This is a genomic window from Psychromonas sp. MME2, assembly GCF_040566515.1.
GTDB lineage: Bacteria > Pseudomonadota > Gammaproteobacteria > Enterobacterales > Psychromonadaceae > Psychromonas.
The window spans coordinates 97,723-114,500 of sequence record NZ_JBEWXI010000007.1 but is presented as its reverse complement, the minus strand read 5'-3'; the positions used below and the strand labels follow the sequence as shown (position 1 = coordinate 114,500).

The 16,778-nt window shown below is 39.9% G+C and carries 15 protein-coding genes and 1 pseudogene; 10 read left to right on the top strand and 6 right to left on the bottom strand.

Annotation, left to right across the window (positions count from 1 at the left end; all coding sequences use genetic code 11):
• The first annotated feature begins 329 nt into the window (after nucleotides 1-329).
• Nucleotides 330-1,064 (top strand): dienelactone hydrolase family protein, encoded by a 735-nt coding sequence (locus AB1A03_RS07540; protein WP_354624044.1) that lies wholly within the window; start codon nucleotides 330-332, stop codon nucleotides 1,062-1,064.
• 289 nt (nucleotides 1,065-1,353) lie between these two features.
• Here AB1A03_RS07540 and AB1A03_RS07535 read toward each other — a convergent pair whose 3' ends face one another.
• The 3 genes and pseudogenes from AB1A03_RS07535 to AB1A03_RS07520 form a co-directional block, all read right to left on the bottom strand.
• On the bottom strand, nucleotides 1,354-2,400 hold the full coding sequence (locus tag AB1A03_RS07535; RefSeq protein WP_354624043.1) for an ABC transporter ATP-binding protein: 1,047 nt from the start codon (nucleotides 2,398-2,400) through the stop codon (nucleotides 1,354-1,356).
• A pseudogene (locus AB1A03_RS07525) lies at nucleotides 2,400-4,036 on the bottom strand (ABC transporter permease). The gene AB1A03_RS07535 and the pseudogene AB1A03_RS07525 overlap by 1 nt, the downstream one beginning before the upstream one ends.
• Nucleotides 4,014-5,018, bottom strand: coding sequence for a Fe(3+) ABC transporter substrate-binding protein (locus AB1A03_RS07520; protein WP_354624040.1), 1,005 nt, complete (start codon nucleotides 5,016-5,018; stop codon nucleotides 4,014-4,016). The pseudogene AB1A03_RS07525 and the gene AB1A03_RS07520 overlap by 23 nt, the downstream one beginning before the upstream one ends.
• A gap of 244 nt (nucleotides 5,019-5,262) precedes the next feature.
• Between AB1A03_RS07520 and murQ the strand changes: the two genes are divergently transcribed.
• The gene (gene murQ, locus AB1A03_RS07515) at nucleotides 5,263-6,174 is read left to right on the top strand and encodes an N-acetylmuramic acid 6-phosphate etherase (RefSeq protein WP_354624039.1); all 912 of its coding nucleotides are present in this window, start codon (nucleotides 5,263-5,265) and stop codon (nucleotides 6,172-6,174) included.
• A gap of 67 nt (nucleotides 6,175-6,241) precedes the next feature.
• Here murQ and AB1A03_RS07510 read toward each other — a convergent pair whose 3' ends face one another.
• The 3 genes from AB1A03_RS07510 to AB1A03_RS07500 all read right to left on the bottom strand — a co-directional run bounded on the left by AB1A03_RS07510 (nucleotide 6,242) and on the right by AB1A03_RS07500 (nucleotide 10,371).
• A complete protein-coding gene (locus tag AB1A03_RS07510) occupies nucleotides 6,242-7,627 on the bottom strand; it encodes a sigma-54-dependent transcriptional regulator (RefSeq protein WP_354624038.1) in 1,386 nt (461 codons plus the stop codon).
• Between the two features lies 1 nt (nucleotide 7,628).
• Nucleotides 7,629-8,744 (bottom strand): sensor histidine kinase, encoded by a 1,116-nt coding sequence (locus AB1A03_RS07505; protein WP_354624036.1) that lies wholly within the window; start codon nucleotides 8,742-8,744, stop codon nucleotides 7,629-7,631.
• Between the two features lie 178 nt (nucleotides 8,745-8,922).
• A complete protein-coding gene (locus AB1A03_RS07500; protein ID WP_354624035.1) occupies nucleotides 8,923-10,371 on the bottom strand; it encodes a sigma-54 dependent transcriptional regulator in 1,449 nt (482 codons plus the stop codon).
• Between the two features lie 379 nt (nucleotides 10,372-10,750).
• Here AB1A03_RS07500 and fliS point away from each other — a divergent pair, with 379 nt between their 5' ends.
• Genes fliS through AB1A03_RS07460 form a run of 8 tightly spaced genes read left to right on the top strand, consistent with a single transcriptional unit; the run spans nucleotide 10,751 to nucleotide 16,774 of the window.
• Nucleotides 10,751-11,146, top strand: a complete 396-nt coding sequence (gene fliS, locus AB1A03_RS07495) for a flagellar export chaperone FliS (protein ID WP_354624033.1) — start codon at nucleotides 10,751-10,753, stop codon at nucleotides 11,144-11,146.
• Nucleotides 11,146-11,463 (top strand): hypothetical protein, encoded by a 318-nt coding sequence (locus AB1A03_RS07490; RefSeq protein WP_354624032.1) that lies wholly within the window; start codon nucleotides 11,146-11,148, stop codon nucleotides 11,461-11,463. Before fliS ends, AB1A03_RS07490 begins: the two co-directional genes overlap by 1 nt.
• 28 nt (nucleotides 11,464-11,491) lie before the next feature.
• Nucleotides 11,492-12,487: a UDP-N-acetylglucosamine 4,6-dehydratase (inverting) gene (pseB, locus tag AB1A03_RS07485; RefSeq protein WP_354624031.1), complete on the top strand. Its 996-nt coding sequence runs from the start codon at nucleotides 11,492-11,494 to the stop codon at nucleotides 12,485-12,487.
• A gap of 9 nt (nucleotides 12,488-12,496) precedes the next feature.
• On the top strand, nucleotides 12,497-13,654 hold the full coding sequence (pseC, locus tag AB1A03_RS07480; protein ID WP_354624030.1) for a UDP-4-amino-4,6-dideoxy-N-acetyl-beta-L-altrosamine transaminase: 1,158 nt from the start codon (nucleotides 12,497-12,499) through the stop codon (nucleotides 13,652-13,654).
• The gene (pseF, locus tag AB1A03_RS07475) at nucleotides 13,651-14,346 is read left to right on the top strand and encodes a pseudaminic acid cytidylyltransferase (protein ID WP_354624029.1); all 696 of its coding nucleotides are present in this window, start codon (nucleotides 13,651-13,653) and stop codon (nucleotides 14,344-14,346) included. Before pseC ends, pseF begins: the two co-directional genes overlap by 4 nt.
• The gene (locus AB1A03_RS07470; RefSeq protein WP_354624028.1) at nucleotides 14,346-15,215 is read left to right on the top strand and encodes an N-acetylneuraminate synthase family protein; all 870 of its coding nucleotides are present in this window, start codon (nucleotides 14,346-14,348) and stop codon (nucleotides 15,213-15,215) included. The genes pseF and AB1A03_RS07470 overlap by 1 nt, the downstream gene beginning before the upstream one ends.
• Nucleotides 15,127-16,167, top strand: a complete 1,041-nt coding sequence (gene pseG, locus AB1A03_RS07465; RefSeq protein WP_354624027.1) for a UDP-2,4-diacetamido-2,4,6-trideoxy-beta-L-altropyranose hydrolase — start codon at nucleotides 15,127-15,129, stop codon at nucleotides 16,165-16,167. Before AB1A03_RS07470 ends, pseG begins: the two co-directional genes overlap by 89 nt.
• A complete protein-coding gene (locus AB1A03_RS07460; RefSeq protein WP_354624026.1) occupies nucleotides 16,157-16,774 on the top strand; it encodes a methyltransferase domain-containing protein in 618 nt (205 codons plus the stop codon). The genes pseG and AB1A03_RS07460 overlap by 11 nt, the downstream gene beginning before the upstream one ends.
• Nucleotides 16,775-16,778 lie beyond the last annotated feature (4 nt).

The window sequence follows — 16,778 nt, the reverse complement described above, 5'->3', positions numbered from 1 at the left end:
CCTATAGATTTACCATATTATTTTTATTGTAGGTATTTGTTGAATGATTTAATAACAACAATAACCACTACAGCACAGCAACTAACAAAATTAAAGCACGCTGAAACAGGTAATTATAACGCAAATGTTTGATATCAATGAAATAAAAAGCAATTATCACAAACATATGCGACCAGAGTCACACTCGGCCATTTATGGCTAGAATAGATAATTATTGGGTTAACTATAAGCAATGAAATGGCTCAGCGGCAAGCTTCTGATACTTTTTTTAACAGCAATTTCAACAATCCGCTGCTAAAGTAAATGTATAACTGATGAGGTGATTAGGTATGAAAGCAATAGGTTTAGGATTAGCATTATTAATGAGTTTCCCCGTTGCAGCGCAACAGGTTATTTATCAATTAGATGGCAAAGATTACCAAGGATATTTTGCTAAAGCGCAGGGAACAGCAAAAGGCAGTGTACTGCTCATTCATGACTGGGATGGCTTAACTGAGTACGAAATAAAACGTGCAGATATGCTCGCAAAACTCGGTTATAACACCTTTGCCGCTGATCTCTATGGAAAGGGAAACCGTCCCGTAGAAACGCAAGCCAAAAAAGAGGAAACCGGCAAGTTATATAATGATCGCGATAAAATGCGCCGTTTAATTTTCGCCGGCATCAATGAATCGAAAAAATTGAGCCAAGATGAGATGGTGGTGATGGGTTACTGCTTTGGTGGAGCTGCGGTGTTAGAGCTTGCTCGATCTGGAGAAGCGCCAGCGGTGAAAGGTTATGCTACTTTTCATGGAGGATTAACAACACCCGATGGGCAAAACTACAATAAGCTAACAGCGCCAATTTTTGTCGCCCATGGCGGTGCAGATAGTGGAATCCCATTAACTGAGGTAGCAGAGTTGGGTGTACAACTTGAAGCGGTAAAGGCTAATTATGAAATTCAAATTTATTCTGGTGCTCCACACGCCTTTACGGTGTTCGGCTCTGAAAGGTATCAAGAAGTGGCAGATAAAAAATCTTGGCATACTTTGATCGATTTTCTTGAACAAAATCTACACCCCTGATGGATAATAATTAACTTTATCATGCGACCAATCCGCTTAATTAAATGGTGATCATTATGCGGATTGGTATTATACCAATTCCGATAAATAGCTAATCTATTTTACTGGTTAAAACAACTTGCTGCTGCGTTGTAATTTTCGCAAAGGAAATAACCATTTACGTCAAATTACGCCTTGAATTAAGCTGTTTTTCCTGCGCAAAATTTAAATCACATACTTACCGGAATTGGTATTACTTGAACGAGATAACAGAGGGGCTCATTTTCATTGCAACAACAAAAAGTTGTAATCAATTTAAAATAACAAAGTCATGGCTTAACACGCTCAGTGACACCTTGTCACCGACCGAAAATTGTAGACAATCCCCCAAATAATTGGCCTGTTTAATGCAGTAATCATGACCACGATAGACAACTCTTATTTGCTGGTATGCACCTAAAAATTCAACTTGTTTAACCTGACCTTGCCCTTCAATATCCCGTGCAATGGCAATCTGCTCTGGACGTAACAGTAAACTAAACATGGCGCCAATGGGAGCATCTATTAAACTGTTACTAGTGAGCAAACCAAGGTCAGATTGATAGCTATATTTATCTTCGACTACTACCTGAAGATAATTACTCTCGCCCATGAAGTCGGCAACATACTTCGATTTTGGGTGGCTATATAAATCTTTTGCTGTGCCAATCTGCACGATTTTGCCTGCCTGCATTAAGGCGATTTTATCGGCAAAGGCAAAGCCTTCTTCCTTTGAATGGGTGACAAATAAGGCGCTCATTGCCTGCGCCTTAAGAATATCTCTAATCTCATGGATCAATTGAAAACGAACATTGTGATCCAAATTAGAAAAGGGTTCATCGAGTAACATTAGTTGCGGTTGATAGGCTAAGGCGCGAGCGATGGCAACACGCTGCTGCTGCCCCCCTGATAATTGATGCGGAAAACGCTGTGCATAATTACTCAATTGCACTAAGGCGAGCACCTCATCGACCCGCTTTTGTTGCTCTTCTTTAGGCAGCTTGCTTAACGAAAATGCTACATTATCAGCAACATTAAGGTGTGGAAAAAGTGCATAGTCTTGAAAAATAAAACCAATTTTGCGCTGTTCTGGCGGTAAAGTAATGCCGTCATCATTAACGACTTTACCATTAATTTCAATTCTCCCCTGCAGCTCTGTTTGCAAACCAGCAACGGCTTTTAGCAAGGTTGTTTTGCCACATCCACTCTCACCTAATAAACAGATAATTTCGTTATTATTAAGGGCTAAATCAAGCGATTGTAAAACTTGGTTAGATTGATAAAAACAGCTTAATTGCTGAACAACTAATGAAGGCATTAAGAGCTTTTCTCCAATAAACGATTGACAATAATAAAAGGTAATAATCCCATTAACACGATCAGCAATGCAGGCAGTGCCGCATACTCAATCATCTCATCGGAGACAAACTGATAAACATAAGTGGCCAGTGTTTCAAAGTTAAATGGTCGCAATAATAGTGCCGTAGGTAGCTCTTTCATTGCTTCAATCAACACTAAAATAAATGCCGTTAACATCCCTTTTCTAATCAAGGGCAAGTTAATACGGCGAATAGTTTGCGCTGCACTTTGTCCAAGTGAGCGTGATGCTTGGTCTAGTGATGGCGATACTTGCGCCAAACTACTGTCAATACTGCCCACGGCAATTGCACTAAAACGCACCAGATAACCGACCACCAAAATGAATAGCGATCCAGAAAAAAACAGCCCAATTTGAGAAAAACCATAGTTAACAAGCAACTCATTCAGCCATAAATCAACTTTTGTAAAAGGTATTAACACCGCAATAGCGACAACCGTTCCGGTACAGCATACCCCAATGACGATAAACGGATACAACTCTTAGCCGCAAAACCGGGCGATAAACGTTGATAAAAATTAACCACCAATGCAATGATTAAGGCAATGGTTGCAACAATCATCGCTAAGTAAAAACTATTCTGCGTATAACGCCATAACTCATCCGTTAAGGATTCAGCAAAATAGTGCCAAGCATAGTAACAAAGTATTGCCAACGGCAGAATAAAGGCACAAAAAAGCAACAACCATGCGTAGCCCATGACGCTCCATTTTTTCCAACCCGTTAATTTAAAACGGAGCTCAGTATAAGTTGCACCACTGCGTTGGTAAATTTTCTGCTTACGGCGGCTATAATTCTCCAAACTAATTAAAATCACTAAAATTAGCAGCATTAAAGAGGATATTTTAGCAGCGGTCGTCAAGCTACCTAGCTGTAACCAAGTATCATAAACGGCAGTGGTCAAGGTGCTCACCGCAAAATAATTGACCGTGGCAAAATCGCCTAATGTTTCCATCGCGATTAAAGAGATGCCTACCGCCAGAGCCGATCGGGAAAGCGGTAAAGAGACTCGAAAAAACGCCTGTACAGGGGATAGCCCTAAACTTCGTGCAGCCTGAAACAATCCTCCAGATTGGCCTAAAAATGCACCACGCAACAAAAGATAAAGATAAGGATAGAGTGCCAAACTCAAAATAACTGCGGCACCGAAAAGAGTACGAATATCGGGAAAATAGTAATCGGACATTTGCTGCCAGCCCATCATTGAACGTAACAGCTGTTGCACAGGCCCCGAATAATCTAATAAATCCGTATAAACGATGGCGACGATGTAGGGAGGAAGTGCCAAGGGTAACATTAAAGCCCATTGCAAAATAGTTCGACCAGGAAAATCACAGCAAGCAATAAACCAAGCCACGGGCATCGCAAAGATAAAACTGAAACAAATCACAGCAACAATAAGCAACAAGGTATTGATACTATAATCCATTAAGACGGTATCAATAAGATGTGTAAAACTACCACTATCATCAATAGAAAAAGCGCTTATAACAAGCGCTAAAATAGGAACAAATAAAAGAGTAGTTACTGCCAAAGGCAGTAACTTATAAATATTAGAGGTCAAATTTAACTTCATCCAGTAACTTAATTGCCGTTGCATGGTACTTGGCAAGATCAGAAAGCGGTAGTTTATCCGCTGTAAAGGTGCCCCATGATGCAACCAATTTAGAAGGTTGTACACCCTCTTTTACGGGATATTCATAATTACCTTCAGCATACATTTGTTGAGCAGCATCCGTTGACAAAAATTCCATCAATTTTATAGCATTATTTTTATTTGGCGCATATTTTACCAATACAACGCCCGTTGCATTAACATGTTCGCCGGTTGTTTTTTGGTTAGGGAAATTGATACTAACCGCTTCAGCCCAGCTCACTTGCTTCGGATCTTCTAACATTTTACCTAAGTAATAGTTATTACCTAGCGCATAGTCACAGACACCATCTTTAACCGCTTTCACTTGGGCGCGATCATTTCCCTGTGGCTTACGCGCAAGGTTGGCTTTTAGCCCTTCTAACCAAGTTTTAGTATTTGCTTCGCCGTCATGGGCAATCATTGACGCAATTAATGAGACATTATAGGGATGTTTACCTGAGCGCATACAGACTTTTCCTTTAAAAGCGGGTGTTGCTAAATCTTGATAAGTGATATTTGGTACAGGCCCAACACGTTCAGAAGAGGAGTAGATATTACGCACACGCGTACTAAGCGCAAACCACTGATTGTTAGTGTCACGGTAATAGCTAGGGATATTTTCATTGAGCACTTTACTATCCACTGCTTGGGTTAGCTGTGCCTCATTTAATGCCATTAAGCGGTTAAAATCGGCGGTTAATACGATATCAGCAGGCGATAAAACGCCTTCTCGCTTGATACGTTCGACCAGCCCATCCTTAGCAAATAACAGATTCACCTTAATACCCGTTTGTTCGGTAAATTTAGCCAAAATAGGGTCAATCAAAAAAGGCTGACGGAATGAGTAAATATTAACTTCATCGGCAATGACAGAAGTGGTTAAAGCGGTAAATAGCGAAGTACTAAGTAGTAGTTTTTTCATTTTAGATCCAGTTAAATAATAATAGTTATCAGCTACCTTTAATCTTAATGATAATTGTTATTATTTGCAATCTTATTATATCACTTTTTTTTGCCATCTATCGGCTGTTGGTGGCTATCTCTTTTTACGTTAATATATACCCATGTTATCTCCAGATGCTTTGTCAGGCGCTAGCTCGGATACCAGAGCAAGACGTAACATGAGGTATAATGGGTATAGGAGGACAATTTAAGAGAAGAAAACCATGAAAATAGACTTAAGCCAACTTGGTACAGAAAAACGCAATCAAAACAGTGCCGACATAGATACACTTTCCACATTAGAAATCCTCACTGTCATTAATAATGAAGATCAAACGGTTCCCTTGGCGGTAGCACAAACCTTACCGGAAATAACCCAAGCCGTTGATGCTATCGTTAACGCCTTTCAAGCAGGGGGACGGTTAATCTATTGTGGCGCAGGGACATCGGGTCGATTAGGTATTTTAGATGCAAGCGAATGCCCACCAACCTTTGGTAGCGATTCCTCATTAGTCATGGGATTAATAGCCGGTGGTCATGCCGCCATTTTAAAGGCGGTCGAAAATGCAGAAGACAACATTGAATTAGGAAAAAAAGATTTACAATCAATCCACTTCCAAGCACAAGATATTCTTGTTGGTATTGCCGCGAGTGGTCGCACCCCCTATGTTATCGGTGCAATGCAGCATGCGCTTTCACTTTCTGCAACGGTGATTTCATTAAGCTGTAATGTTAATAGCCCAATGACAAAATTAGCAAATATTAATATTACCCCACAGGTCGGCCCCGAGGTTGTCACAGGTTCATCGCGAATGAAGGCGGGTACGGCACAAAAACTGGTCCTTAATATGTTGACAACGGCGGCGATGATCCGCTCTGGCAAGGTATTTTCTAATTTAATGGTTGATGTACAGGCAAGCAATGAGAAGTTAGTACAACGGCAAATTAATATCGTTATCGAAGCAACGGGTTGTACAGAACAGCACGCCATCGAAGCACTTAAACAAACGAATAGTCACTGTAAAACGGCTATCTTAATGATCTTGTCGGGGCTTAATGCCGAAACTGCAACGGCAAAACTAAAGCAACATCAAGGCTTTGTGCGTAATGCATTGGCAGATTGTCAAATGGATTAAGAAAAGTATTTACCTATCAACCATTTAGCCTCATCTTTATCATATCATGAGGCTAAATAGAATCGGGTTATGCAGGTAAAACCACCCCCTGATCTTTCATACGCGCTATTTTATAGCGAAGCGTTCGTGGACTAATACCGAGTAATTCGGCAACATCTTTACGTTTTCCTCTACAACTATGCAGCGCTTCTAAAATAATTTTCTGCTCTTGATCTTTCAGCCCCTTACCCAGTTCACTAAATTCAGCGTTATCATCCTCGCCATTTTCATCATGGCCGATATCAGAAAGAGAAGTTTGCTCACTCTGCTCCATCATATCTTGGAAATGCATGTCTTCTAATATCAATGCCGACTCAGTAATGATTTCACCATCAGATAAAATTAAAGCGCGTTGCATGACATTATCCAGTTCACGAACATTACCCGGCCAAGCGTAAGCTAATAGCTGCGCTTTTGCGGCGTCTGATAAGGTTGGAATAGGCTGAGATTGATCTAGTGCATGACGCATTAACAGATGTTCCGCAATCGGTAAAATATCACCTTTACGTTTTGCTAATGGCAACCACTGTAATGGAAAAACATTCAAACGGTAATATAAATCCTCACGGAAAGTGCCATTTACTACCGCTTTTTTAAGATCTCGGTTACTGGTCGCTATCACGCGAATATTTAATTTAATGGTTTTTCGAGAGCCAAGACGCTCCACTTCACGTTCTTGTAAAACACGCAGTAATTTAACCTGTAAATCGAGCGGCATTTCTGTAATTTCATCGAGCAAAATAGTGCCATTTTGTGCTTGTTCAAATTTGCCGGGACAAGCTTGTATCGCGCCAGTAAAGGCTCCTTTTTCATACCCAAAAAGCGTCGATTCAAGCATAGTTTCAGGAATGGCCGCACAGTTTATGGCAACAAAGGATTCATCGCAACGCGCTGATTTATCATGTAAATAACGAGATAACACCTCTTTGCCTGAACCGCTGGGGCCAGTGATCATCACCGATGCATCACTGGCTGCAACACGTTCAGCCATGACAAATAATTTTTCAGTACTAGGATCACCGTAAATCGGGGTGCGAGATTCAACCTTATGCACGGGCGCATAACGGCTAACTTGATTTAATAACACTTCCGGAGAAAATGGCTTGGCTAAATAATCTATCGCGCCATCACGCATGGCATTTACGGCATCGTCGATATTGGCATAGGCGGTCATTAATAACACAGGCAGACTAGGGTATTTCTCTTTAATATTTTGTAATAGGGTTAAACCCGACATGCCGCCCATTTGAATATCACTGATCACTAAATCATATTGCGATTTACCTAAGGCAAGCAACGCAGCTTCCGCGCTATTCACTTCATCACAGTTATATCCTGCTAATAATAAGGTATCAATTAATGCTTCTCTTAAGCCTGCGTCATCTTCGACAACTAATAATTTCCCTTGCAACATTCTAGCCTCCAATCGCATGATTCATTTGCACACTACCCGCAGCAGATCGATATTCACCTACGCGATATAAAGGTAACACCAAAGTAAAACAGCTACCCTTACCGAATTCAGATTTTACTTCCACACTGCCTTTATGCGCCTGTGCGACAGATTGTACAACCGCTAAGCCTAACCCAGTCCCTTGAGATTTGGTGGTATAAAAGGCTTCCATTACTTTAGCAATTTTTTCTTTTTCAATGCCAGGACCGTTATCCATCACCGCTATTTCAACTTGATCGCTACCTCTGCGTGCCGTAGAAATATAGAGCTTAACCCCTTCGCCAGTCGCTTCCACTGCATTAGAAATTAAATTAGTAATGGCACTAGAAAGCGCAGTTTTGTTAGCCATAATTAATAGATCGGGATCTGGTAATCGACATTGTAGATGCCCATCAACCTGCGATAAAAGCGTTTCACTTGCATTTTCAACCTCTTCTAACAGAGCACCGAGGGAGACTTCTTCAACCACTTTTTGCTCACCACTGCGGGCGAATAACAACATGTCATTGACCTGTGTTTCAAGGTCTTGTAAACGATTCATCAGTTTACCCTGAAAACGGGCGCGTGAATTTTCCGTTAAAGTTTTATTGGCTAGATTCGCACCATATAACATGGCAGCAGACAGAGGTGTACGAATTTGATGTGCTAACGATGCCACCATTTTACCCAAGGAAGAAAGGCGTTGTAATTTTGCAACGTGCTCCTGTAATAAACGGGTATCGGTAAGATCGGTTAACAGGATCAGCTGGCCGGGGCGACCTTCCAATGAAGAGATAGATAATTGAATACGGCGACCATTTTTAAGCGATATTTCGTGACCATCATCATTTTTAGGCGCAAAGGAACAATCAATAATATGACGCCAAAGCTGCCCCTGTAAAGGCTCACCTAATAATGAAACAGCAACTCGATTAGCTTGCTCAACAACACCGTTTCCATCAATAACAATCAATCCAGAGGGAAGCTCATTATATAGTTGCCCCATATAATTTGCCTGTGCGCGTAGTTGTTTGAGTTCGCCAGAAAATTGCTCCTGCTCTAACACGCCTGAATCTGTTTGCTTAATCTCTGTTGTCATAATGTCGCCCTATTTGCCATTCACCACAACAAATAAGCACTATTTATGCCAAAACATAAATCACAATTAAAAACAACAACTTAACAATAAGCGCGTCGTAAAAATGACGCTTGTTAGAAGATAAAAAAAGCCCGAGATAATATATTATAACGGGCTTGTAATCTGCTAATTCGCTTGCTTAGCCTTCCTTACTTAGTCCATATTTTTTCATTTTTTCAACTAGCGTAGTGCGACGCATCGACAGCAGTTCGGCGGCATGCGATACAACACCATCTTGACTATCTAAAGCTTGACGGATCATCTCAATTTCAAATTCCGTCAATTTATCTTTTAAGTTCATACCATCGGGTGGCAACTGCCCGAGGAATCCTAACGACTCATCAAAACTTTCAGTTTCCTCTGCCGTCACGGGTGAATTGCCAAACATATCAATTAACGCATCACGTTCAGCAATCGCTTCTTGCTCAGGACTATATTGAATAGTTTCAACAAATTCACCTTGCGCATCAACATGACGGTATTTTATTGGTAAATCGCATAAATCAATAATACGATTAGGATGTAAAATAAGTAATCTTTCTAATAAATTAGATAACTCTCGTACATTGCCTGGCCAATTATGTTGCATCAGAGAATCAAGAGCTCGTTGTGTAAAACGTAGGCTCGCCTTATGGTCGCTCTCTAAACGTGATAAAAGTTCCTGTAATAATAATGGGACATCTTCTTGACGATCGCGCAATGCCGGTTTTTCGATGGGGAAGACATTTAAGCGATAATAGAGATCTTCACGAAATTCGCCTTTTTCAATAAGCTCTTCAAGATTACGATGCGTGGCAGCGACAACGCGAACATCAGCCTGTAGTGATTTAGTGCCACCAACACGCTCGAAGGTTCGCTCTTGCAGTACACGTAATAGCTTAACTTGCATTGGCATTGGCATGTCACCAATTTCATCCAAAAATAGTGTTCCACCTTCAGCCAGCTCAAAGCGACCTTTACGTGCAGAGAAAGCCCCCGTAAAAGCGCCCTTTTCGTGACCAAATAATTCACTTTCTAATAACTCAGCAGGAATAGCCCCACAATTGACCGGGACAAAAGGCCCGTTTTTACGGCTAGATATTTCATGAATAGCACGAGCGACCACTTCCTTACCCGTTCCAGATTCGCCAAGAATTAATACATTTGCTTTACTATCAGCAACTTGCTCAACTAAATAACGCACTTCTTGAATGCGCCCTCCTCGTCCAACCAAGGATGTCAGTAAGTATTTATTGGCTTTTTGTAGTTTTTTATCTGAGCCATTAAAGGACTGGCAAAGATGCAGTAATTGCATTAATTTGGCGTACTCAACGGGTAACTCTAATACGCCAATGTGATTGCTGGACTGATTGTCTTCACCCGATAACGTCAAAAAGGCGTTATTAGGAAAGGCATCAAGCAGTTCAATAGAAGCTGCATTGACATCTCCAAGAATAATACATAGCGGAGCGCGCTCATTAATCTGATTTAATAAGTCCGCTTGCATAACAGATAAACAATTTTCACCGACAAAATTTAATACGGTAGATAAAGTATCATATTGTGCCTGACTAGTACCCACTATATAGATAGGAGATCGCTGTTCCATAAGATTCACTTCTAAAATTAAACGATATGACTCGTTAAGCCTATAGTAGGCTGAGCATGTAGCGAACCATTTTAACGCAAATTAGATAAATAAAAAAACGATTATTGTCAATTATATGACGATGCCCAGATTCTGACGGTACAATCAAAACGAAAAAAACAACCATTACAATCGAGTTTTCCATTAGATTTTTTAAGGTTGGTATACATTTTGCTAAACTATTTGTCAGATTAAAGCGGCGTAATATTGACAAATTAACGTTAAAAAAGCGTCAAACAACACAACATAATCTTGAATAAGATGCATTTTCATTAGTAACGAGTATATTTAGCAGTATACGTAGCATTAAATTTAAAGTAGTCGCAAGGAAACAGAAAATATGACGCGTCTTTCTATTAAGAAATATCAAAGTTCGAATTTATCCCAAATTGAACAGGCTGATCCACATACTTTGATATCATTAGTCATGCAACATATTCTAGGCAATTTAGCTGCTGCGAAAGGAGCTATAGAGCGCAAGGATATAGAAAATAAAAACAAATTATTGAACCGAGTAATAGGATTAATCGGTGAATTACAGGATAGTTTAGATATGGAAAAAGGGGGGGAGCTTTCTAACAACCTTTTTAACTTATATTCCTATATGATTTCACAGGTTACCCAGGCTAATATACAAAATAAAGCAGAGCTATTGACGGAAGTCGGCACTTTAATTTCAGAAATAAAATCTGGATGGGACGCAATCCCTCAAGAAATTCGTCAGCAGTATAGATAATGGATAATGCAATCGAATCTAAATTAGATGAGTTGTTTGTGTTAACACAACAACTCAACGCTTGTTTAAATGAAAATAATATCGATGAGTTTCAATTATTAGAAAAGCATTTTTCTTCAAAAATGTATTCTTTGCTAGATACTCAGACACAACAAGCTTTGCAGGATTTCCTTCCTCAGTTAGCAAAGTTAGAAGCGCTTTTACAGCAATTACAGATAGTTGCATCGCAAAAACAGACAATGCTCAAAGAACAAGCCTTGTCTCTAAAACGCAATAAAGGCAAACTTAATGCCTATAAGAAAAACGTATATAAATAAGTAACTAACAGCTACCTAAAGGTCGATTATGTTCAATAATAAAACAATACTCATTACTGGCGGAACCGGTTCTTTTGGTAAAAAGTATGTGCAAACATTACTCGAACGTTACCAGCCGAAAAAAATTATTATCTTTTCTCGTGACGAGCTAAAACAATTCGAGATGCAGCAAATTTTCAACCAGCCTTGTATGCGTTATTTTATTGGTGATGTCCGGGATGCAGAACGAGTACAACGTGCTATGTCTGATGTCGATTACGTGATCCATGCAGCAGCCATGAAACATGTCCCCGCCTCGGAATATAATCCGATGGAGTGCATTAAGACTAACATTTTAGGCGCTGAAAACGTGATAAAAGCGGCCATTGATAATGGCGTAAAAAAAGTTATCGCCCTATCCACCGATAAAGCCGCTAATCCCGTTAACCTTTACGGTGCAACCAAACTTTGCTCAGATAAGCTCTTTGTCGCTGCAAATAATATTGTCGGGTCAAATGAGACCCTATTTTCAGTGGTCCGTTATGGTAATGTGGCGGGTTCGCGAGGCAGTGTAGTACCCTACTTTAAAAAAATAATTGCCGATGGTTGCGACCATATCCCTATTACCCATAAAGAGATGACTCGCTTTTGGATCACGCTACAAGATGGTGTCGACTTCGTACTTAAAAATTTCCAACGTATGCATGGTGGCGAGATCTTTGTACCAAAAATACCTTCTATTAATATTATCGACCTTGCAACGGCTTACGCGCCGCATTTACCGATAAAAATAATAGGCATTCGCCCAGGGGAAAAAATTCATGAAATCATGTGCCCTGCGGATGAGTCGCACCTCACCTTAGAATTTACCGACCATTATCTGCTCAAACCCAGTATTCAATTTTTTGGCTGTGAAAATGACTATGCCATTAACCTGCTTGGCGAGCATGGTCAAGAGGTTAAGCAAGGTTACGAATTTCACTCTGGTAATAATCCTCACTTTTTAAGTGTTGAAGATATTATCAAATTTGACAAATCAATATAGCAGTCAACCATGATCCCCTACGGTAAACAAGATATTAACCAACAAGATATCAATGCGGTCATTGCAGTTTTGCAATCAGACTTTCTAACCCAAGGACCGCAAGTACCTCTATTCGAAGATGCAATAAAAACGGTAACATCTTCCCAATATGCCGTGGCAGTTAACTCGGCAACCTCTGCACTGCATATCGCATGCTTAGCACTCGGCGTCGGGACAGGTGATCATGTCTGGACTAGCCCCATTACCTTCGTTGCCTCAGCAAACTGCGCCTTATATTGCGGTGCAAGCATTGATTTCGTTGACATAGATCCTGTCACTTATAACCTTTGCCCTCTGCAGCTTGAAGAAAAACTGATAGCGGCAAAAAAGAATAGCTGTTTACCTAAAGTGGTTATTCCTGTTCATTTGACCGGGCAATCCTGTGATATGCAGAAAATCCACCAGCTAAGCTTAGAATATGGCTTTGCTATTATTGAAGATGCCTCCCATGGCATTGGTGGATTTTATCAAAATCAGCCCATCGGTAATTGTCAATACAGCGATATCAGCGTATTTAGTTTTCACCCAGTGAAAATTATCACGACTGCAGAAGGGGGGATCGCCACCACCAATAACCAAAGATTAGCGGAAAAAATGCAGCGTTTACGCAGTCATGGTATCACACGAGATACACAGCTAATGAGTGAACCACCACATGGTGATTGGTACTATCAACAGCTTGAATTAGGCTTTAACTATCGCATGAGTGATTTACAAGCGGCACTCGGCGTTAGTCAAATTAAACGCTTAAATGAGTTTGTATCTGCCCGTAAACAGTTAGCGGAAAATTACAATGAACAGCTCTCTGATTTGCCGATTATGCTACCTCAACAGATGCAGCAAGCAGATTCATCTTGGCATCTTTATATCATCCAATTAGAGCTAAATAAAATAAATAAAAGCCATCGTCAAATATTTGATGAATTAAAAAATGCGGGAGTCGGCGTCAATCTGCACTATATTCCAGTGCATCTACAGCCCTATTATCAACAGTTGGGATTTACGGCGGGTGATTTTCCGCAGGCAGAAAAATATTACGCCAGAGCACTCACTCTTCCCTTACATACGCAACTTAATAAAACAGAACAAAATACCGTGATTAGCAGCTTAACAAGAGTATTATCATGAATATCGCGATCATACCTGCTCGAGGTGGCAGTAAACGTATCCCACATAAAAACATTAAAAATTTCTGTGGCAAGCCATTGATTGCCTACTCAATCGAAGCTGCTATCGCCTCGCAACTTTTTGATCGCATTATTGTTTCCACAGATGATAAAGAAATAGCTGATATAGCCCAACGTTATGGGGCAGAAATTCCGTTTATTCGCCCGAATGAGCTAGCAGATGATTATACTGGAACCAGCGCAGTTATTAACCATGCATTAAAAATATTACAACAGCAGGGTGAATCCTATGATTACGCTTGTACTATCTATGCCACCGCTCCGCTACTACAAGTAAAATTTTTGCAGGAAGGTTATCAAAAACTTAAAAACAGTTCGGCACAACTAGCCTTCAGCGCCACTAGCATGCCATTCCCTATTCAAAGAACATTTAAAATAACAAAAACAGGAAGATGTGAAATGTTTACACCTGAACATTTCATGACCCGTAGCCAAGATCTAGAAACTGCATATCAAGATGCAGGACAATTTTATTGGCAAAATTTAAAACTGGACGCACCTGATATCGCATTTAGCCACAGTAGCATCCCGATCATTCTGCCACGCTATTTAGTCCAAGATATCGATACCCCTGAAGATTGGGAGCAAGCGGAGCTAATGTTTCAACTACTCAAACAGAGAGGGAAAATTTAATGGCTAGTAATACACCGATGTTTATCGCAGAGGTTTCCAGTAACCATGGCCAGAATATTGATCGCGCCAAAGAATTTATTAAAGTATCAAAAGCGATTGGCTGCGATGCCGTAAAATTTCAGCTTTTCAAAGTAGAGCAGCTATTTGCCCCCGAAATTTTACAAAAAAGTGCAATGCACCGTGACCGCAAAGCGTGGGAACTTCCCGTTACTTTTATTCCTGAGCTTTCCAAATATACACACGAACTGGGCATGCAGTTCACCTGTACTCCTTTTTATTTAGAGGCAGTCACAGAACTTGAACCTTATGTCGATTTTTATAAAATCGCCTCCTATGAACTACTGTGGGATGAACTAATTATTGCCTGCGCGCAAACGGGAAAAGATCTTATTCTATCCACGGGTATGGCAACCTTAAATGAAATAAAACATGCCGTAGAGATATTTAGAAAAAATAGCAGTGCGAAACTCACGCTGTTACATGCTATTTCTGGTTATCCGACCCCTATTATAGAAGCCAATGTTAAAGCTATTCACACCTTAAAAGAGGCATTTGATTGCCCAGTTGGACTCTCTGATCACAGCGTATCCCCAGCAGTACTATTAAGAGCTATCCATAAATGGGGTGCCAGTGCGATTGAATTTCATCTCGATTTAGACGGCCAAGGGGAAGAGTTTTCAGCAGGCCACTGCTGGTTACCTGATAATATCAAGCAAACAATTACCCTAGTAAAAGATGGTATAAAAGCCGATGGTGATGGCGTGAAAAAAGCGGCGCCAAGTGAAGAGGCAGATAGGCTTTGGCGAGCAGATCCAAGCGATGGTTTACGCCCTTTTAAAGAAATTAGAGATGGCTTTGAATCCGCTTAATATATTAATAAGGTGCGATGCATCTGTTGAGATAGGCCTTGGTCATGTCACACGCTGTTTAGTACTGGCGCAAAGCTTTAAAGACAAAGGGCATCAAGTGTTTTTTGCCATGAAAAACCATGCGCTGGGAATAAATAAAGTAACCGAGCAAGGCTTTAAAGTACACATTGCCCCTACGCCATTTAACTATGACCACTGGCTGCTAACATTAAGTTCACAACTAAAGGTTAATGTATTCATTGGGGATGTGCGTGATGGTTTACCGATAAACACTATCATGCAATTAAAAGCACAAAAGATACTTACGGTCGCTATTGATGAACCCAGTGATTACCGCAAAGCATGCGACCTCTGTTTTTACCCTCCCCATGCACAACTCGATAATTTAGATTGGTGTGGGTTTACAGGAAAAATTAAACAAGGGTTAGAGTATGTGTTATTACGCCCTGAGTTTTATCAAAAGCATAAAAAAGTTAAAAATGAAAAACCAAATATCTTAGTGATGATGGGTGGCACTGATCCGAACAATTTAACCTTAACGATAGTAAGACAACTGCTAACGTTAGTAAATGAAATAGATATAACTGTAGTCATCCCTCCTAATCACCCAGACTACTGCGTTATTAAAAATTCAGCTGAAAATGTATCGATAAAATCCAATATTACTAATATGGCAGATTTTTTAACACACATTGATTTCGGCATTATCGCTTTTGGGGTAACAGCCTATGAGTTATTAACCATGCAAATCCCAGCATTACATATCTGTTTAAATAATAACCATTGGCAATCAAGTGAGTTTTTCAAAAAAAATAAATTTGCACAACGAATCATGAAAAGTGATATCAATAACATGAATGCATTTCTACACATAAAACCGATAACAAATAATATTGTTAGTAAAAATATGATAATAGACATTATTCAAAAAAAGGTTGGATATGGATCTTAAAGCCCAATACGCATCAAACCATGCGCAGGAAAACAAACAGTCAGAGCATCTCAATAAGCGTCTTTTTAGTACCTATAACAGAGTGGCAACTCGAGCTCTCAACAAACCGCTTCAAGGTGTTAATGTTGATTTAGGAAGCGGAGATCAAGGATTTAGCCGATATTGCCACAGTATCAATATCAATTCATTTCCATATGATTACCCTAATTTCGATATTGAGAAAGATTCACTTTCACACGACAATGATAGTGTCGATTTTGTTACCCTAAATGCCGTTATTGAGCATATCCAAAAACCTGAAAATATATTTAAAGAAATAAAAAGAATTTTGAAAGTAGATGGACTAGTTTTTATAAGAACGCCGAATTGGAAAATGGATTACAAAAACTTTTACAATGACCCAACTCACGTTAAACCCTATTCACCTGAAACGCTAAAGAATTCATTATTATTATTTGGGCTTGAATGCGTGTTTATAGAGCCAGGATTAATAGAGAAAAGTTGGTTTTGGTGGAAGTTACCAAATAAGATAAAGTGGAAGCTGGCTTCGTTAATCAAAGGCGGTACTAAATCAATTTTATGCGTTGCAACAAAAATAAAGGAATAAAATA

Bases quoted from the DNA above. Each gene is read 5' to 3' on its own strand.
- AB1A03_RS07540 (WP_354624044.1), top strand. From the start codon at position 330: ATGAAAGCAATAGGTTTAGGATTAGCATTATTAATGAGTTTCCCCGTT.
- AB1A03_RS07535 (WP_354624043.1), bottom strand. From the start codon at position 2,400: ATGCCTTCATTAGTTGTTCAGCAATTAAGCTGTTTTTATCAATCTAAC.
- AB1A03_RS07520 (WP_354624040.1), bottom strand. From the start codon at position 5,018: ATGAAAAAACTACTACTTAGTACTTCGCTATTTACCGCTTTAACCACT.
- murQ (WP_354624039.1), top strand. From the start codon at position 5,263: ATGAAAATAGACTTAAGCCAACTTGGTACAGAAAAACGCAATCAAAAC.
- AB1A03_RS07510 (WP_354624038.1), bottom strand. From the start codon at position 7,627: ATGTTGCAAGGGAAATTATTAGTTGTCGAAGATGACGCAGGCTTAAGA.
- AB1A03_RS07505 (WP_354624036.1), bottom strand. From the start codon at position 8,744: ATGACAACAGAGATTAAGCAAACAGATTCAGGCGTGTTAGAGCAGGAG.
- AB1A03_RS07500 (WP_354624035.1), bottom strand. From the start codon at position 10,371: ATGGAACAGCGATCTCCTATCTATATAGTGGGTACTAGTCAGGCACAA.
- fliS (WP_354624033.1), top strand. From the start codon at position 10,751: ATGACGCGTCTTTCTATTAAGAAATATCAAAGTTCGAATTTATCCCAA.
- AB1A03_RS07490 (WP_354624032.1), top strand. From the start codon at position 11,146: ATGGATAATGCAATCGAATCTAAATTAGATGAGTTGTTTGTGTTAACA.
- pseB (WP_354624031.1), top strand. From the start codon at position 11,492: ATGTTCAATAATAAAACAATACTCATTACTGGCGGAACCGGTTCTTTT.
- pseC (WP_354624030.1), top strand. From the start codon at position 12,497: ATGATCCCCTACGGTAAACAAGATATTAACCAACAAGATATCAATGCG.
- pseF (WP_354624029.1), top strand. From the start codon at position 13,651: ATGAATATCGCGATCATACCTGCTCGAGGTGGCAGTAAACGTATCCCA.
- AB1A03_RS07470 (WP_354624028.1), top strand. From the start codon at position 14,346: ATGGCTAGTAATACACCGATGTTTATCGCAGAGGTTTCCAGTAACCAT.
- AB1A03_RS07460 (WP_354624026.1), top strand. From the start codon at position 16,157: ATGGATCTTAAAGCCCAATACGCATCAAACCATGCGCAGGAAAACAAA.